Consider the following 17,191-nt stretch of genomic DNA (forward strand, 5'->3'; position numbering starts at 1 on the left):
CGCATGGAGGTTTTTGTGAATATTCAATGGTATCCCGGTCATATGACCAAGACCCGGCGCATGATCGCGGAGCAGATCAAAAACGTGGACGCCGTGTGTGAGATCCTGGATTCCCGTATTCCGGTGTCCAGCCGGAACCCGGATGTGGACGAGCTGACGGCGGGGAAGCCCCGGCTGGTGGTGTTAAACCGGGTGGACCAGGCGGACCCGGAGGCCACAAAGCGCTGGGCCGCCTATTTCCGCGGCAAGGGCTACGCCGTGCTGGAATCCGACGCCAAGGGCGGCATGGGCACGGCGAAATTCGCCGCCGCCGTCCGGGAACTGCTGGCGGACAAGCTGCGCGCCTACGCGGAAAAGGGCATGGCGGGCCGTGTGGTCCGTGTCATGATCCTGGGCATCCCCAACGTGGGCAAGTCCACGTTTATCAATAAAGTGGCGGGCCGCAAGACCGCCAAGACCGAGGACCGTCCCGGCGTCACCCGCTCCAAGCAGTGGGTGCCCATTGACAAGGGACTGGAGCTGTTGGACACGCCCGGCATCCTCTGGCCCAAGTTTGAGGACCAGAGCGTGGGACTGAACCTGGCCTACACCGGCGCTGTGAAGGATGATATTCTGGACGTGGAGACCCTGGGTTGTCACCTCATGGCCTATCTGGGGGAGAACTACCCCGACGCCTTGAAAGCCGCCTATAAGCTGCCTGCCATCCCGGTCCGGGAGGACGGGGAGAACGATGTGGCCTGGGGTTACCGCCTGCTGGAGGCGGCGGGCCGGAAGCGGGGCTTCCTGGTCTCCGGCGGCGATGTGGACACGGAGCGGATGGCGAAAATCCTGCTGGACGAATTCCGGGGCGCCAAGCTGGGCCGGTTCACCCTGGAGCTGCCGGAATGACGGAGGAAAACGACACGATGGACCTTTGGACCTATGAGCGTGAACAATGGGAAAACGGCTTTTCCGCCGTCTGCGGCGTGGACGAGGCGGGAGCCGGACCTCTGGCGGGGCCGGTATATGCCGCCGCTGTCATTTTGCCGAAAGAACTGGACATCCCCGGACTCAACGACTCCAAAAAGCTGACGGAGAAAAAACGGGAGGCCCTGTTTGACTTGATCACCGCCCAGGCGGTGGCGTACAGTGTTGCACGGGTGGAGGCGGCGGAGATCGACGAAATGGACATCCTCAACGCCCGGATGCTGGCAATGACCCGGGCTATCGACGGGCTTACTGTCCAGCCGGACCTGTGCCTCATCGACGGCAACCGGGACCACGGCAGCCGCTGCGCCATCCAGGCGCCCCACGTTACCATCGTGGGCGGCGACGGGAAGAGCGCCTCTATCGCGGCGGCGTCTATTCTGGCCAAGGTCAGCCGGGACCGATACGTGTCCACGGAACTGGACAGCCAGTATCCCCAGTACCAGTTCGCAAAGCACAAGGGCTACGGCACGAAGCTCCACTATGAGATGCTGGACCGGTTTGGCCCCTGTCCCCAGCACCGGAGGACATTTTTGAAGAAATGGGAGCAGAGAAAGCCATGACCGCCAGAAGCGCAGGCAATGCCGGGGAGGCGGAGGCTGCCCGGTATTTGCGGAAAAAGGGCTACACCCTCCTGGCCAGCCAGTGGCGCTGCCGGTTCGGGGAGCTGGACCTGGTGGCAAGAGACCGCGGGGGCACCATCTGCTTTGTGGAGGTGAAGCTCCGCTCCGCCGGAGCCATCGGATTGCCCCGGGAGTTTGTGGACGCCCGGAAGCAGGAACGGCTGCGCAGAGCCGCCGCTTGCTACCTCAGCACCCATGACCTGGATGCCCCCGCCCGGTTTGATGTGGCGGAGGTCTATACAGATGAAGGGCACCGCGTTGTCAAGCTGGAATACTTGATGGACGCGTTCCAATAAGACTTTTCCCGAGAGAAAGCGAGGAAATCAACATGAAATATTACAGCACACGGGACTGCACGCTGCGCTACGAGGCGGCGGAGGCCGTCAAGATGGGCCTTTCTCGGGACGGCGGCCTGCTGACCCCTGTGGAGATCCCCCAGATCGACGAGGCGTTTTTGCAGAGCCTGGTCCGCGCCCGCTATCAGGAGCGTGCCGCCAAGGTCATGGGCCTTTATCTGACGGATTACACCTATGAGGAGCTGTCTGCCTTCGCGGAAAACGCCTATGGCGGCGGAAAATTTGATACGGACGCCGTGGCTCCCGTCCGCACCGTGGACGAGACTACCCACTGCCTGGAGCTGTGGCACGGCCCCACCTCCGCCTTCAAGGATATGGCCTTGCAGATGCTGCCCCAGCTGCTCTCCGCGGCCCTCCGAAAGACCGGGGAGGACAAGACCGTCTGCATTCTGGTGGCCACCTCCGGCGATACCGGCAAGGCCGCCATGGAGGGCTTTGCCGATGTGCCGCAGACGAAGATCCTGGTGTTCTATCCCAAGGACGGTGTCTCCGCTGTCCAGGAGGCCCAGATGGTCACTCAGGAGGGAGACAATGTGGGCGTGTGCGCCGTGGTGGGCAACTTCGATGACGCCCAGTCCGGCGTGAAGCGCATTTTCTCCGATGTGGATATCCGGAATACCCTGGCGGACCGGGGCTATGTGCTCTCCTCCGCCAACTCCATCAACTGGGGTCGCATCCTGCCCCAGGTGGTGTATTACATCTCCGCCTACTGTGACCTGTTGCGGGATGGGAAGATCACCATGGGCCAGAAGGTGAACTTCTGCGTGCCCACCGGCAACTTCGGCGACATCCTGGCGGCATACTACGCAAAGCGCATGGGCCTGCCTGTGGGCAAGCTCATCTGCGCCTCCAACCGCAACGACGTGCTGACGGACTTCCTGCGCACCGGCGTCTATGACCGCAACCGCCCCTTCCACACCACCATGAGCCCCTCCATGGACATCCTGGTGTCCAGCAATCTGGAGCGTCTGCTCTTCGACCTCTCCGGCGAGAACGACGCCGAGGTCCGGGGATACATGGATGCTTTAGCGAAGGATGGAAAATACGAGGTGTCTGACGCCATCAAGGCAAAGCTCGCGGAGCAGTACTGGGGCGGCTTCTGCGGCGAGGAGGGCACAGCGGCCACCATCGCGGAGTACTACCGCAAGCACGGCTATCTCATTGACACCCACACTGCCGTAGCGGTGAACGTCATGGAGCAGTACCGCGCCGCCACCGGCGACGAGGCTGTGACGGTGTTTGTCTCCACCGCCTCTCCCTACAAGTTCTGCAATCACGTCCTCACTGCCATCGGCGAGACTCCGGCGGGGGACGGTATGGAGCTTTTGGACCAGCTGCACGAGGTGTCCGGCGTTCCCGTGCCCAAGCGGCTTGCGGCGCTGAAGGGCAAGGCCCGCCGCTTTGACTTGACGGCTGAAAAGCAGAATATGGAAAACGTGGTGCTGGACTTTTTGAAGTAATGCTCTTCTGCGCCCTGCCGAGACCCGGCTGGGAACGCATGAGCAGGAAGGAAAGGAGGGGGGCATTATGGCCCTCTATGCCATCGGGGACCTGCACCTCTCCCTAACCGCTGACAAATCCATGGAGGTGTTTGGCCCCGCGTGGGAAAACTACATGGACCGCATCGGGGAGAGCCTGTCCGCCTTAACGGCGGAGGATACCCTGGTGCTGGCGGGAGATACCTCCTGGGGTATCGACCTTGCGGAGGCGGAGGCGGACTTCCGGTTTTTGGAGCAGTTCCCCTGCAAAAAACTGCTGGTGAAGGGAAACCACGATTATTGGTGGTCCACGGTTTCCAAAATGAGCGCCTTCTTCGCGGAGAAGGGCTTCACCACCTTTGATTTTCTCCACAACAACTGCCGCGCCTATGGGGATTACGCCCTGTGCGGCACCCGGGGGTGGTTCCTGGAGGAGGAGCAGAAGCCTCACAACGCCAAGGTCCTCAACCGGGAGGTCATGCGGTTGGAGACCAGTCTAAAGGCGGCGGGGGGGAAGCCCATTTTGTGTTTCCTCCATTACCCGCCTTTGTACCAGGGGTATGAGTGTCCGGAGATTTTGAATCTGCTTGCAAAATACCGGGTACAGCAGTGCTGCTACGGCCATCTCCACGGTCCTGTCATCCGCCGCAGAGTGGAGGGGCAGCGGGGCGAAACGGCCTTTTCTTTGATCTCCGGGGACTATTTGGGATTTGTTCCGAAAAAAATTTGTGATTAACGGAAAAAAGGCTGGATTTTTCAAGAATTTTCTGTTAAAATATCTATTCGCACCGGCATTTGATCGGTGATGAACGGAGGAGTTAACATAATGAGTGTAAAAAGCTGCGAAAAAGTCGAAAAAAGTCAGGTCGCTCTGACCATCGAGGTCGGCGCGGCAGAATTTGAGGCCGCCATCGAAAAGGCATATCAGAAGATGCGCAAGAAGATCAACGTTCCGGGTTTCCGTCCCGGCAAGGCCCCCCGCAAGATCATTGAGGGCATGTACGGCGCAGAGGTGTTTTTCGAGGAGGCTATCAATAACGCGTTCCCCGAGGCCTATGAGGCTGCCGTCAAGGAGCAGGAGCTCCGCGTGGTGGGCTATCCCACGGTGGAGATGGTGGGCGAGTGCACGAAGGACGGTTTCACCTTCAAGGCTACCACGCCTGTGTATCCCGAGGTGACGCTGGGCCAGTACAAGGGCCTGTCCGCTGAGAAGGACGAGGTGAAGGTCACCGCCGCCGACGTCAACGAGCGCCTCAAGCAGCTCAGCGACCGCAACACCCGCCTGGTGAGCGTGGAGCGTGAGGCCAAGGAGGGCGACACCGCCGTCATCGACTTTGAGGGCTTCCTGGAGGGCAAGCCTTTTGAGGGCGGCAAGGGCGAGAACTACAGCCTGGAGCTGGGCTCCCACAGCTTTGTCCCCGGTTTTGAGGAGCAGGTCGTGGGCATGAAGGCCGGCGAGGAGAAGGATTTGGACATCACCTTCCCCGAGGACTACCACGCTGACCTGGCCGGCAAGGCCGTTGTGTTCAAGGTGAAGGTCCACGAGGTCAAGGAGAAGGAAGTTCCCGCGCTGGACGATGAGTTTGCCAAGGATGTCAGCGAGTTCGACACCTTGAAGGACTTGAAGGCTGACTTGAAGAAGAAGATCACTGAGGAGCGGCAGAAGGACGCTGACCGGGCCTTTGAGGACGCTCTGATGGAGCAGGTGGCTGCCAACATCACCGCCGATGTTCCCGACGCCATGATCGAGAACCAGGCCCGCCAGTTCCTGGACAACTTCAAGATGCAGATCGCCCAGCAGGGTATCCCCTATGACCAGTACATGAAGATGACCGGCATGGACGAGGCCAAGCTCCTGGCTGACGCCAAGGAGCCCTCCGAGCGTCAGGTGCGTCTGGACCTGGCCCTGGCTGCCATTATCGAGGCTGAGAAGCTGGAAGTCTCCGACGAGGACGTGGAGGCTGAGTTTAAGAAGATGGCCGAGCAGTACAACATGGACCTGGAGATGGTGAAGAAGTATCTGCAGGCCGACCAGGTGAAGGACCAGCTTCTGACCCAGAAGGCCGTGGCCGTGGTCGTGGACAGCGCCACCGCCATCAAGCCCGAGAAGAAGACCGCCAAGAAGACCACCAAGAAGGCCGAGAAGGAAGCCGAAGAGACTGAGACTGAGGCTAAGAGCGAGACTGAGGCCGAATAAGCCCGAATCTTTTCCTGCGACATTTTACAGATTCGACACATTCTCTCATGGTGCCTGTGGTATCATGAGAGAATGGTTTATAGGGCCAATAGCACTGGCCAGGCCACAAAAGATCGGAGGTTTTCGAAAGTGAGTTTAGTCCCTTATGTAGTGGAGCAGACCAGCCGCGGAGAGCGGTCCTACGACATTTTTTCCCGGCTGCTGAATGACCGCATCATTTTCCTGGGCGAGGAGGTCAACGCCACCACCGCCAGTCTGGTAGTGGCCCAGCTCTTGTATCTGGAGGCACAGGATCCCGACAAGGATATCCAGCTGTATATCAACAGCCCCGGCGGCTCCGTCACCGACGGTATGGCCATTTATGACACCATGCAGTACGTCAAGTGCGATGTGTCCACCATCTGTGTGGGCATGGCCGCCAGCATGGGCGCGTTTTTGCTGTCCGCTGGCACCAAGGGCAAGCGCATCGCCCTGCCCAACGCCGAGATCATGATCCACCAGCCCTCTGCCGGTACCCAGGGCAAGGTCACCGATATGGAGATCGACGTGGAGCATTTCCTGCGGATCAAGAATAAGCTGAATCAAATTATGGCTGAAAACACCGGAAAGACACCGGAAGAGGTCAAAGAGGCGTCTGAGCGGGATCACTGGATGACAGCCGAGGAGGCCAAGGACTTTGGCCTGGTGGATAAGATCATTACCGCCAAGAAGTAAGCTGGACTTCTCTTAAATTCCCAGAAACCGAGGTATAACCATGAACGACGACGGCAAGAAGACGCTCCGGTGCTCTTTCTGCGGCAAGCATGAAAATCAAGTGCACCGGATGATCCAGGGCCCCGGTGTACGTATTTGCGACGAGTGCGTCCACCTGTGCATGAGCATCCTGGACGATGGGTTTGACGACGCGCAGTCCGATGCCCTGGAGGATATGCCCGACCAGCTCCCCACGCCCCGGGAGATCAAGGACGTGCTGGACCAGTACGTCATCGGCCAGGACGAGGCCAAGGTGGCTTTGTCCGTGGCGGTGTACAACCACTATAAGCGCATTTTCTTCGGCGGGGACGAGGATGTGGAGCTCCAGAAGAGCAATATCTTGATGCTGGGCCCCACCGGCTCCGGCAAGACTCTGTTTGCCCAGACTCTGGCCAGAATTTTGAAGGTCCCCTTCGCCATCGCCGATGCCACCACCTTGACGGAGGCCGGCTATGTGGGCGACGACGTGGAGAATATTCTCCTGCGCCTGCTGCAGGCAGCTGATTTTGACGTGGAGCGGGCGGAGCATGGCATCATCTATGTGGATGAGATCGACAAGATCGCCCGCAAGAGCGAAAATACGTCCATCACCCGGGATGTGTCCGGCGAGGGCGTGCAGCAGGCCCTTTTGAAGATCGTGGAGGGAACTGTGGCCAATGTGCCGCCCCAGGGCGGCCGAAAGCACCCTCACCAGGAGTTCATCCAGGTGAACACCAAGAACATCCTATTCATCTGCGGCGGTGCCTTCGACGGCCTGGAAAAGATCATCGAAAAGCGCCTGGACCAGAAGAGTATCGGCTTTGGCGCCAATGTTCAAGGCAGGAAGGATAAGGACCTCAGCAGAATCCTTCATGAGGTCCAGCCCCACGACATTTTAAAGTTCGGTATTATCCCGGAACTGGTGGGCCGCCTGCCGGTCATCGCGCCGTTGAACGGCCTGCGCCGGGAGGACCTGGTCCGCATCCTGCAGGAGCCCAAAAACGCCCTGGTCAAGCAGTATAAAAAGCTGCTGGAATATGATGACGTGGACCTGGAATTTGAGCCGGAGGCCCTGGAGGCCATCGCCGACCAGGCCATCGCCCGGAATATCGGCGCCCGGGGCCTGCGAGCCGTAATGGAGGGGCTCTTGACCCAGATCATGTACGAGGTGCCTTCTGACCCCACTATCGTGAAGGTGCTTGTCACTCGTGACTGCGTGGAGGGGAAGGGACAACCGCAGTTGACCCGGGACCCCAACAAAGTCAGCTATTCCGTGAAACTGAACACCGGCAAGGGCGAGAAGCCGGCCTCTGGCTCTTCCACCCCCGCGTCGGCGTCTTAATGAGAAAACAGGGGACGCCGCATGGCGTCTCCTGTTTCATTTCCACCCCTGTAAAGGAGGGATTATCCCATGGAACCCACTACATTGAATATTCCCGTTCTGGCTCTTCGGGGCTTGACGGTTTTTCCCCATATGAGCTTGACCTTCGATGTGGAGCGTCGTATTTCCATCGCGGCCCTGGAACGGGCCATGGAGGGGGACCAGGACATCTTCTTGGTGACCCAGCGGGAGATCGGCGTTAACATGCCGGGGGAAACGGACCTGTACGCTGTGGGCACTGTATCACACATTGTGCAGATTCTGCGGCTGTCTGCCACCTCTGTCCGTGTAATGGTGGAGGGCCGCCAACGGGCCCACCTGCGGCGCCTGTGGCAGACGGAGCCCTTCCTCCAGGCCAATGTGGCCCTGCTGGAGGAGGAACCCACCAGCGCGGCCATGGGGGCCAGCCCCCGGACGGAAGCGCTGCTGCGGCAGACATATAACCTCTTCAACGACTATGCCCAGCAAGCCGGAAGCCTGCCAGAGGAGGTACTGACCACCGTTATGGATTGCCGGGATCCCGGGTATCTGGCGGACTACATTGCTCAGAACACTGCCCTGCGTTACACGGACAAGCAGGAGATCCTGGAGGAGCCGGCCCCCTTTATCCGTCTTCGGAAGCTGAACGCCTTCCTGGCCCGGGAAAATAATGTCCTGGGCTTTGAGCATGAGATGGAGGGGAAGGTTCGGGAGCAGCTGGCCCAGTCCCAGCGGGAGCAGATTTTGCGGACCCAGATCCGAGTCCTGCAGAACGAACTGGGTGAGGGGGATGACCCCGATGACGAGATCCAGAGCTACCGGGACCGCATCCAGGCTCTGCAGCTGGACGAGGATGCCACCAAGCACTTGATGAAAGAGGTCAATAAGCTTGCCAAGCAGCCCTTCGGTAGCGCGGAGAGCGGCGTTATCCGAAACTATTTGGATGTATGCTTGGAAATACCCTGGAATACGGAAACTAAGGAGCGCGTCAGTGTGGACGCTGCCAGAAAGGTCCTGGAAAAGGACCATTTCGGCCTTGAAAAAGTGAAAGAGCGCATTCTGGAGACCATCGCCGTCCGGCAGATGAATCCGGAGGGGAAAGGACAGATCATTTGTCTGGTGGGCCCTCCCGGCGTGGGTAAGACCTCCATCGCCATTTCTGTTGCAAAGGCTTTGAACCGCAAGCTGGCCCGCCTCTCTCTGGGTGGCGTCCGGGACGAGGCGGATATCCGCGGCCACCGGAAAACGTACATCGGTTCCATGCCCGGCCGCATCATCGAGGCCATCAGCCGCAGCGGCTCCATGAATCCTCTGCTGCTGCTGGACGAGATCGACAAGTTGGGCAACGACTACCGGGGCAATCCCGCTTCCGCTTTGTTGGAGGTGCTGGACAGTGAGCAGAATTACGCCTTCCGGGACCACTACCTGGAGCTTCCGGTGGACCTCAGCAAGGTCATGTTCATCACCACTGCCAACACCACGGAGACCATTCCCAGACCTCTTCTGGATCGCATGGAGGTCATCCAGCTTTCCAGCTATACCGATGAGGAAAAGCTCCAAATCGCCCGCCGCCACCTGCTGCCCAAGCAGATGGAGGAGCACGGCATCAAGAAAGGTGCCCTCCGGGTGGGGGACGATGTGCTGCGCGCTGTTATCCGGGACTATACCCGGGAGTCCGGCGTCCGTCAGCTGGAGCGGCGTTTGGCTGCCATCTGCCGAAAAGCTGATATGCGTTTGTTGACAGGGACTGTAAAGCGTGTCACCATCACAGAAAAAGAACTTCCGAAGCTTCTGGACTGCCAGCCGTTCCCGCCTGCCCTCCACACGGAAAAGGAGGAAGTCGGCGTGGTGAACGGCTTGGCCTGGACGGAGGCCGGCGGAGAGATTCTGGAAGTGGAGGTCAATGTCATGGAGGGCTCCGGCAAGCTGGAGCTTACCGGCAATCTGGGAGATGTCATGAAGGAATCCGCACAGGCCGCTCTCAGCTGCCTGCGCAGCCGGGCCGCGACATTGGGTATCGAGGCGGACTTTTATAAGACCAAGGACATCCACGTACATTTCCCCGAGGGCGCTGTGCCCAAGGACGGCCCCTCCGCCGGCATTGCCGTGACCACGGCCATGCTGTCCGCCTTGACGGGGCGGAAGGTCAAGGCTGGTGTAGCCATGACGGGCGAGGTAACGCTGCGTGGCCGGGTGCTGCCCATCGGCGGTTTGAAAGAAAAGACCATGGCAGCCCTGCGCAATGGCATTGGCACCGTCCTCATCCCTGTGGACAATGTCCGGGACTTGGAGGAGATCGACCAGACAGTAAGAGCCGCCCTGCGGTTCGTGCCGGTAGCCACGGTGGACGAGGTGTTTGCCGCCGCCCTGTGCCCGGAGTCTTCCCCGGCCTACCGGGAGGAGCCTGCCGCGGCGGCCTTTGCCGCCGTTGCCCGGGAGACCTCTAACGATACCGCCTTGCGGCAGTAAAGGAGAATTCCTATACATGTCTTTGAATTTTAACAAAGCGGAGTTTGCCCGTTCCGCCGGCGCCCGGGATGGCTTCTTACGGGACGGCCTGCCTCAGTTCGCTTTCGCGGGGCGTTCCAACGTGGGTAAATCCTCCGTTATCAACCGGCTGGTGAACCGGAAGAACTTGGCCTATGTGGGTGCTTCTCCGGGAAAGACCACCCAGATCAACTATTTCCTCATCGATGGAAAAGCCTATCTGGTGGACCTGCCCGGCTATGGCTACGCCAAGGTCAGCCAGGCGGAAAAGGCGCGCTGGGGTCGACTGATGGAGAGCTACTTCCAGGAGGGGGCCGACGCCATCACCGCCGGCGTCCTCATCGTGGACATCCGCCACAAGCCTACGGAGAATGACCGGGTCATGCACGACTGGTTCCGCCAGACAGGCTGTCCGGAGATCGTGGTGGCCAACAAGCTGGATAAGCTGAAAAAAAGCCAGGTAGAGCCTGCCCTGTCCCTCATCCGGGAGACGCTGGAGCTGACGGAGGGGGATATTCTGGTGCCTTTCTCCGCCGAAAAGGGTGTGGGCAAGGAGGAACTCATCGGCCTTTTGAACAAGGCCTGCGGGGAAACGTAAAAAAGGGAACGGCTCGCGCCGTTCCTTTTTTCTTCTTCCCGGAAGGGCAGACCTGGGACGGGGAGATTTCGGGAAAAACTTTAGTGGACCCCCTATGCAAAACCGGAAAAATACGCTAAAATAGAATCGCTATAAAATTGCATGGAGGGTTTGAAATGGCAAAACCTGTTTATAAGCGCGTGCTGCTGAAGATCAGCGGCGAGGCGCTGGCCGGCGGCAAGGGCACCGGCCTTGATTTTGAGATGATCAGCAGTGTCTGCGACGTCATTAAGGAGTGCCTGGACATGGGTGTTCAGGTGGGTCTGGTAGTCGGCGGCGGCAACTTCTGGCGGGGCGCCAAGAACAGCGGCGGCAAAATGGAGCGCACACGTGCCGACCACATGGGCATGCTGGCAACTGTCATGAACTGTTTGGCTGTGGCGGATGTGTGCGAGCAGAAGGGCATCCCCGTCCGGGTCCAGACCGCCATTGAGATGCGGGCCATCGCCGAGCCTTACATTCGTGGCCGCGCTATCCGGCATCTGGAGGAGGGCAGAGTGGTCATCTTCGGAGCCGGCACGGGAAACCCCTATTTCTCCACGGATACGGCTGCCGTGCTGCGGGCGGCGGAGATCAACGCCGACGTCATTCTGCTTGCCAAGAACGTGGACGGCGTGTACAGTGCCGACCCTGTGAAGGACCCCACCGCCGTGAAGTACGACACCATCAGCTACGACGAAGTCCTGGCCCAGCATTTGATGGTCATGGACACCACCGCCACATCCCTCTCCATGGACAACCATATTCCTGTCCTGCTGTTCGCCTTGAAGGACCCCCGCAACATCATCCGGGCCCTGTGCGGCGAGAATGTGGGCACCATCGTCAAAGAGTGATTTTCGCGCGTGAGCGCCTCCCATAACAGAATGAATGTGAAAGGAAGGACCCCATTATGCTGAAAGACGAATACAAGGTTTACGAAGAAAAAATGAGAAAGAGCATCGACTCTGTGGCCGCTGACTTTGCCTCCGTCCGTGCCGGCCGCGCCAACGCCGCTGTTCTGGACCGGATCATGGTGGACTACTATGGCAGCCCCACCCCCATCCAGCAGATCGCCGCCATCTCTTCTCCCGACCCCCGGGCTCTGGTCATCTCCCCCTGGGACGGGAAGGCGCTGAAATCCATTGAAAAGGCCATCCAGAACTCCGATCTGGGCATCAATCCCCAGAACGACGGCCGCTGCATCCGCTTGAGCTTCCCCCAACTGACGGAGGAGCGCCGTAAGGAGCTGGTGAAGCAGATCCATAAGTATGCAGAGGCCGGCAAGGTGGCCGTCCGCAACATCCGCCGGGACGCCATGGAAAATTTCAAGAAGCAGGAGAAGAAGTCCGAGATCACCGAGGATGAGCTGAAGCAGGCGGAAAAGGACCTCCAGAAGCTGACCGATGACAGCTGCAAGAAACTGGATGAGCTCCTGGCGAAAAAAGAAAAGGAACTGATGGCGGTCTGATGGCTGACATTTTGAAAACCAATACGGCGGGGCGGGCCATAGACCCGCCTCGCCATATTGCGATTATTATGGACGGCAACGGCCGCTGGGCCCAGAAGCGGGGCCTGCCCCGTACCGCCGGCCACAAGGCGGGAGCGGAGACCTTCCGCCGCATTGCCACCTACTGCAAGAACATCGGCGTGCAGTATTTGACAGTGTACGCTTTCTCCACGGAAAACTGGAAGCGTTCCGAGGGCGAGGTGTCGGCCATCATGGGCCTTTTGAAAAAGTATCTGCTGGAAGCAGTGGATACCATGGAAAAAGACCACATCCGCCTCCACTTTTTCGGCGACATGACGCCCATCTCCCCGGAGCTGCGGGCGTTGGCCCACGAGACGGATGAGATATCTGCCCACCTGCCGGAGGGAGATTTCCAGGCCAACGTGTGCCTGAACTACGGCGGCAGGGACGAGATCCTGCGGGCGGTGCGGCAGTTCGCCGCCGACTGCGCGGCAGGGGAGAAGAAGCCGGAGGAGCTGGACGACGCCATGTTCTCCTCCTATCTGGATTCCCGGGGCATCCCGGACCCGGAGCTTATCATCCGCCCCAGCGGCGAGCTGCGGCTCAGTAACTTCCTACTGTGGCAGTGCGCTTATTCGGAGTTTTATTTCACGGATGTACTGTGGCCGGACTTTGACGAGGCGGAGCTGGATAAGGCCATCGCGGCCTACCATGCAAGAGACCGGCGGTTTGGAGGCGTGAAGAAATGAGCTCATTCAAGTCCCGTGTCCTGGTAGCCGTCATCGGTGTGCCGGTGTTGGTGTGGGTGGTGCTGTGGGCGCCGTCCATTGTGATGATGGCGGCGCTGGCGCTGCTGGCGGGCATTGCGGCACACGAGCTGATGCAGTGCGTTGGCTTGGATAAAACGAGTTTTCTCCTATCATGGACAATGATTTCTGCAATATTCTCCGTAGAATGGTATTATGACCGCCCGAGTTATATTGTGGTTTGGTGGACCATCTATGTGGTGACTGCTTTTATCTACGCGATTGTGAAGGCCGGCGAGGTGAAGTTCGTTCAAGTCCTGGCGGGAATCTTTGCCGTGATGTTCATTCCGTATTCCTTCTCCGCCTTTCTGCGGCTGGAATCGTCCGGCCTCCACCGGGCGTATCTGTTGCTGCCCTTTATCCTCAGCTTTGCCTGCGACACCTTCGCCTACTTTGCCGGAATGGCCTTCGGTAAACACAAGCTGGCGCCCAAGGTCAGTCCCAAAAAGAGCATTGAGGGTTCCATCGGAGGGTTGCTTGGCAATCTGCTGTGCGGCCTGCTCTTCGCCTTTGTGATGGACCGCTGGTTTGGCGGAAGCATTGGCTACGGCTCCATGGCTGTCTTGGCTCTCGCCTGCGGCGTCGTGGCCCAAGTGGGCGACTTGAGCTTTTCTCTCATCAAGCGGGAGTTTGGCATCAAGGACTACGGGCACTTGTTCCTGGCCCATGGCGGCGTCCTGGACCGGTTCGACAGCGTACTGTTCGTGACGCCCGTTATTGAGATCATTTTAAGCTTTGTGAAATAAGATGCGTAATATGAGTAAGACGATTTCAATTTTAGGCTCCACCGGCTCCATTGGCCGCCAGACCCTGGACGTGGCGGAGCAGATGGGGCTGCGGGTGGCAGCTCTGACGGCAAACGCCAGCGTGGAGCGGATGGAGGCCCAGGCGAGACAGTTCCGCCCCCGTCTGGCGGTCATGACGGACGAAAGCGCGGCCCGGGATTTGGCTGTCCGCCTGGCGGACACGGAAACGAAAGTCCTGGGGGGCTTTGACGCCTTGACGGAGGCCGCTACGGCGGAGGAAGCCGATACGGTGGTCACCGCCGTGGTGGGCATGGTGGGCTTGAAGCCTACCCTTGCCGCCATCGAGGCGAAAAAGCGCATCGCCCTGGCCAACAAGGAGACCCTGGTCTGCGCCGGGCAGCTGGTGATGGACGCGGCAGACCGCTGGGGTGCGGAGATCGTGCCGGTGGACAGCGAACACTCCGCCATTTTCCAGTGCGTCCAGGGCTGCGCCGACCGCGGGGAGATCAAGCGGCTCATCCTGACCTGTTCCGGCGGGCCGTTTTACGGAATGACCTATGAGGAAGTGGGGAAAATGACCAAGGCAGATGCCTTGCGCCACCCCAACTGGAAAATGGGTCCCAAGATCACCGTGGACTGCGCCACTCTGATGAACAAGGGCCTGGAGGTCATCGAGGCCATGCGGCTTTACCGCCTGCCCTTGGAGCAGGTGAGTGTGGTCATTCACCGCCAGTCCATCGTCCACTCCTTGGTGGAGTACCGGGACGGCGCCGTGCTGGCCCAGCTGGGCACGCCGGATATGCGCCTACCCATCCGGTACGCCATGACGTATCCCAACCGGGGGGTGAACCCGGCGGAGCCCTTGGACCTTCTGACCTGTCCGCCATTGACCTTCGCGGCGCCGGACCGGGAGACGTTCCCCTGCCTGCGGCTTGCCGAGGAGGCGGCTACGGAGGGCGGCACCGCCTGCGCCATTTTGAACGGCGCCAACGAGGAGGCGGTGAGACTGTTTTTGGCGGACCGCGTCGGCTTCCACGACATCCATCGGTTGGTGGCCAAGGCCAGGGCGGAAGTGCCTGTGGTACAGGACCCCTCTTTGGAGGAGATTTTAGCGGCGGATGCCGCGGCCCGGCGGAGCGTGCTGGGCCTTTGATGTAGGAGACTTTGCATGACGATCGTTTATATCCTGGCGGCTGTTCTGGTATTTGGCGTATTGATCGCGGTCCACGAGCTGGGCCATTTTCTGGCGGCCAAGGCCTGCGGTGTCCGGGTCAACGAATTTTCCATCGGCATGGGGCCGGAGGTCTGGAGCCGGGAGGTGGGGGAGACCCAGTATTCCCTGCGGGTACTGCCCATCGGCGGCTTCTGCGCCATGGAGGGGGAGGAGGATGACTCCGACGACGAGCGATCCTTGTCCCGCCAGGGTTTTTGGAAGCAGTTCATCATCTTTGCCGCCGGTGCCTTCATGAATTTTTTGACGGGCTTTTTGCTGCTGGTACTGCTGTACAGCACTGCCCAGGGCTTTCGGGTGCCGGAGATCGCAGGCGTTGCTCCGGAATTTCAGACGGTCAACGGCACCGTCCTGGAGGAGGGGGATGTGTTCTGGTCCATCAACGGTGAGCGGGTCTACCTGTACAGTGATGTGGACCTGTTGATGAGCCTGAGCCGGGGCCAGAGCCTGGACCTGGTGGTGCTGCGGGACGGGGAGAAAGTTTTTCTGAACGGTCTGAAATGGTCCGATTTCACGGATATGGAGGGCGAGAGCTACCGGGGCTACGGCATTTACCGCACTTCCGGCGTGGAAGAAGCCACGGTTGGCACACGGCTGAAATATGCGTGGCTGAACACCATCGACTATGTGCGGGTGGTGCGGCTGAGTTTGAAAATGCTGGTGACCGGCCAGGCCTCTGTGGAGGACGTAGGCGGTCCGGTGGAGATCGTCCACTCCATGGTGGAGATCGGGGAGACCTCCGCCAATACCCGGGAGGCGGTGGAGAGTATCCTCAATTTCGCGGCTCTGATCGCCGTGAACCTGGCGGTGATGAATTTGCTGCCCATTCCCGCCCTGGACGGCGGACATATTTTGTTCCTGGCGGTGGATGCCGTGTCCATGGCGCTTTTCCGCAAAAAAGTGCCCGGCAAATATGCCGCCGCCATCAACACAGCTGGCTTCGTGGTACTGATGGGCTTCATGCTGCTCATCACCGTAAAGGACGTTTTTCAGATATTCCGGTAGGAGGCTGTTATGACAAAGAAACTGATGGTGGGAAAGGTGGCCGTGGGCGGAGGGGCCCCGGTGTCCATCCAATCCATGTGCAATACGAAGACCGACGATGTGGCGGCGACAGTTGCCCAGATCAAGCAGTTGGAGGCTGCCGGCTGTGAGATCATCCGGGTGGCCATCCCGGACCAGGCCGCGGCGGAAGCGGTGGACCGCATCAAAGAACAAATCGACATCCCCCTTATCGCTGACATCCATTTCAACTATAAATACGCCTTGACCTGCGCGGAACGGGGCATTGACGCCATCCGCATCAATCCCGGCAACATCGGCGGCGAGGAGAATGTGAAGGCCGTGGCGGACATGTGCCGCAGCCGTCACATCCCCATCCGCATCGGCGTCAACGGCGGTTCCCTGGAAAAGGAGCTGCGGGCTAAGTACGGCGGCGTCACGGCGGAGGCCCTGGTGGAGAGCGCCATGGGCCATGTGAAGCTGCTGAACAAGTTTGATTTTGACGACATCTGCATTTCCGTGAAGTGCTCCGATGTGCCATTGACCATGAAGGCCTACACCCTTTTGAGCCAGCAGACGGATTATCCCCTGCATCTGGGCGTGACGGAGGCGGGGACGCCCTCCATGGGCATGGTGAAATCCGCCATGGGCATCGGCGGCCTTTTGTGCATGGGTATCGGCGACACCATCCGGGTGACGCTGACGGCGGACCCGGTGGAGGAGATCTACGCCGCTCATAAAATTTTAAAGGCGGCGGGGCTGCGGCGTGAGGGCGTCAACCTCATTGCCTGTCCCACCTGCGGCCGTACCCGCATCGACCTCATCCCCATCGCGGAGGAAGTGGAGCGGCGTCTTGCAAACTGCAAAAAGAACATCACCGTGGCGGTGATGGGCTGCGCCGTCAACGGCCCCGGGGAGGCCTCCGCCGCTGACATCGGCATTGCCGGCGGCAAGGGCGAAGGCTTGCTGTTTCGAAAAGGGAAGGTCCTTTACAAGGTGCCCCAGGAGCAGCTTGTAGACGCGCTGATGGCGGAGATCGAGAAGCTTTGAGCGTAAAACAGGGCAGCGGCAGAGAAAATTGCCGCAGCCCTGTTCTGCGTGCTGTGACCATAGACGAGAGAGG

At 59.8% G+C, this 17,191-nt stretch carries 17 protein-coding genes; all 17 read left to right on the forward strand.

Features of this window, described 5'->3' with window-relative positions:
• Positions 1-15 precede the first annotated feature (15 nt).
• The gene (gene ylqF, locus ACTQ4R_RS00415; RefSeq protein WP_441624753.1) at positions 16-888 is read left to right on the forward strand and encodes a ribosome biogenesis GTPase YlqF; all 873 of its coding nucleotides are present in this window, start codon (positions 16-18) and stop codon (positions 886-888) included.
• Positions 885-1,529 carry a ribonuclease HII gene (locus ACTQ4R_RS00420; protein WP_441624755.1) on the forward strand — a complete coding sequence of 215 codons (645 nt, stop codon included), beginning with the start codon at positions 885-887 and terminating at the stop codon, positions 1,527-1,529. Before ylqF ends, ACTQ4R_RS00420 begins: the two co-directional genes overlap by 4 nt.
• Positions 1,508-1,885 carry a YraN family protein gene (locus ACTQ4R_RS00425; RefSeq protein WP_441624757.1) on the forward strand — a complete coding sequence of 126 codons (378 nt, stop codon included), beginning with the start codon at positions 1,508-1,510 and terminating at the stop codon, positions 1,883-1,885. The genes ACTQ4R_RS00420 and ACTQ4R_RS00425 overlap by 22 nt, the downstream gene beginning before the upstream one ends.
• 32 nt (positions 1,886-1,917) lie before the next feature.
• A complete protein-coding gene (gene thrC, locus ACTQ4R_RS00430) occupies positions 1,918-3,405 on the forward strand; it encodes a threonine synthase (RefSeq protein WP_441624758.1) in 1,488 nt (495 codons plus the stop codon).
• Positions 3,406-3,472: 67 nt separating this feature from the next.
• Positions 3,473-4,159, forward strand: a complete 687-nt coding sequence (locus ACTQ4R_RS00435) for a metallophosphoesterase (RefSeq protein WP_441624760.1) — start codon at positions 3,473-3,475, stop codon at positions 4,157-4,159.
• Between the two features lie 90 nt (positions 4,160-4,249).
• Positions 4,250-5,620 (forward strand): trigger factor, encoded by a 1,371-nt coding sequence (gene tig, locus ACTQ4R_RS00440; protein ID WP_441624762.1) that lies wholly within the window; start codon positions 4,250-4,252, stop codon positions 5,618-5,620.
• Positions 5,621-5,749: 129 nt separating this feature from the next.
• On the forward strand, positions 5,750-6,334 hold the full coding sequence (locus ACTQ4R_RS00445; protein ID WP_441624764.1) for an ATP-dependent Clp protease proteolytic subunit: 585 nt from the start codon (positions 5,750-5,752) through the stop codon (positions 6,332-6,334).
• A gap of 40 nt (positions 6,335-6,374) precedes the next feature.
• On the forward strand, positions 6,375-7,694 hold the full coding sequence (gene clpX / locus ACTQ4R_RS00450) for an ATP-dependent Clp protease ATP-binding subunit ClpX (RefSeq protein WP_441624766.1): 1,320 nt from the start codon (positions 6,375-6,377) through the stop codon (positions 7,692-7,694).
• Between the two features lie 69 nt (positions 7,695-7,763).
• Complete coding sequence (gene lon / locus ACTQ4R_RS00455) at positions 7,764-10,181, forward strand: endopeptidase La (RefSeq protein WP_441624768.1); 2,418 nt, start codon at positions 7,764-7,766, stop codon at positions 10,179-10,181.
• Positions 10,182-10,197: 16 nt separating this feature from the next.
• Complete coding sequence (gene yihA, locus ACTQ4R_RS00460) at positions 10,198-10,797, forward strand: ribosome biogenesis GTP-binding protein YihA/YsxC (protein WP_441624770.1); 600 nt, start codon at positions 10,198-10,200, stop codon at positions 10,795-10,797.
• Between the two features lie 155 nt (positions 10,798-10,952).
• Entirely contained in the window at positions 10,953-11,669 is a 717-nt protein-coding gene (gene pyrH / locus ACTQ4R_RS00465) for a UMP kinase (RefSeq protein WP_441624771.1), read from the forward strand.
• A gap of 56 nt (positions 11,670-11,725) precedes the next feature.
• Positions 11,726-12,283, forward strand: a complete 558-nt coding sequence (gene frr / locus ACTQ4R_RS00470; protein ID WP_441624773.1) for a ribosome recycling factor — start codon at positions 11,726-11,728, stop codon at positions 12,281-12,283.
• A complete protein-coding gene (gene uppS, locus ACTQ4R_RS00475) occupies positions 12,283-13,032 on the forward strand; it encodes a polyprenyl diphosphate synthase (RefSeq protein WP_441624775.1) in 750 nt (249 codons plus the stop codon). Before frr ends, uppS begins: the two co-directional genes overlap by 1 nt.
• Positions 13,029-13,835, forward strand: a complete 807-nt coding sequence (locus tag ACTQ4R_RS00480) for a phosphatidate cytidylyltransferase (protein ID WP_441624777.1) — start codon at positions 13,029-13,031, stop codon at positions 13,833-13,835. Before uppS ends, ACTQ4R_RS00480 begins: the two co-directional genes overlap by 4 nt.
• Positions 13,836-13,845: 10 nt before the next feature.
• Entirely contained in the window at positions 13,846-14,988 is a 1,143-nt protein-coding gene (locus tag ACTQ4R_RS00485; protein ID WP_441624779.1) for a 1-deoxy-D-xylulose-5-phosphate reductoisomerase, read from the forward strand.
• 15 nt (positions 14,989-15,003) lie between these two features.
• Positions 15,004-16,071: a M50 family metallopeptidase gene (locus ACTQ4R_RS00490; protein ID WP_441624781.1), complete on the forward strand. Its 1,068-nt coding sequence runs from the start codon at positions 15,004-15,006 to the stop codon at positions 16,069-16,071.
• Between the two features lie 9 nt (positions 16,072-16,080).
• Complete coding sequence (gene ispG / locus ACTQ4R_RS00495; protein WP_441624783.1) at positions 16,081-17,118, forward strand: flavodoxin-dependent (E)-4-hydroxy-3-methylbut-2-enyl-diphosphate synthase; 1,038 nt, start codon at positions 16,081-16,083, stop codon at positions 17,116-17,118.
• The last annotated feature ends 73 nt before the right edge of the window (positions 17,119-17,191 follow it).

The sequence above is a fragment of the Dysosmobacter sp. Sow4_B12 genome (assembly GCF_052116665.1).
Taxonomy (GTDB): domain Bacteria; phylum Bacillota; class Clostridia; order Oscillospirales; family Oscillospiraceae; genus Oscillibacter.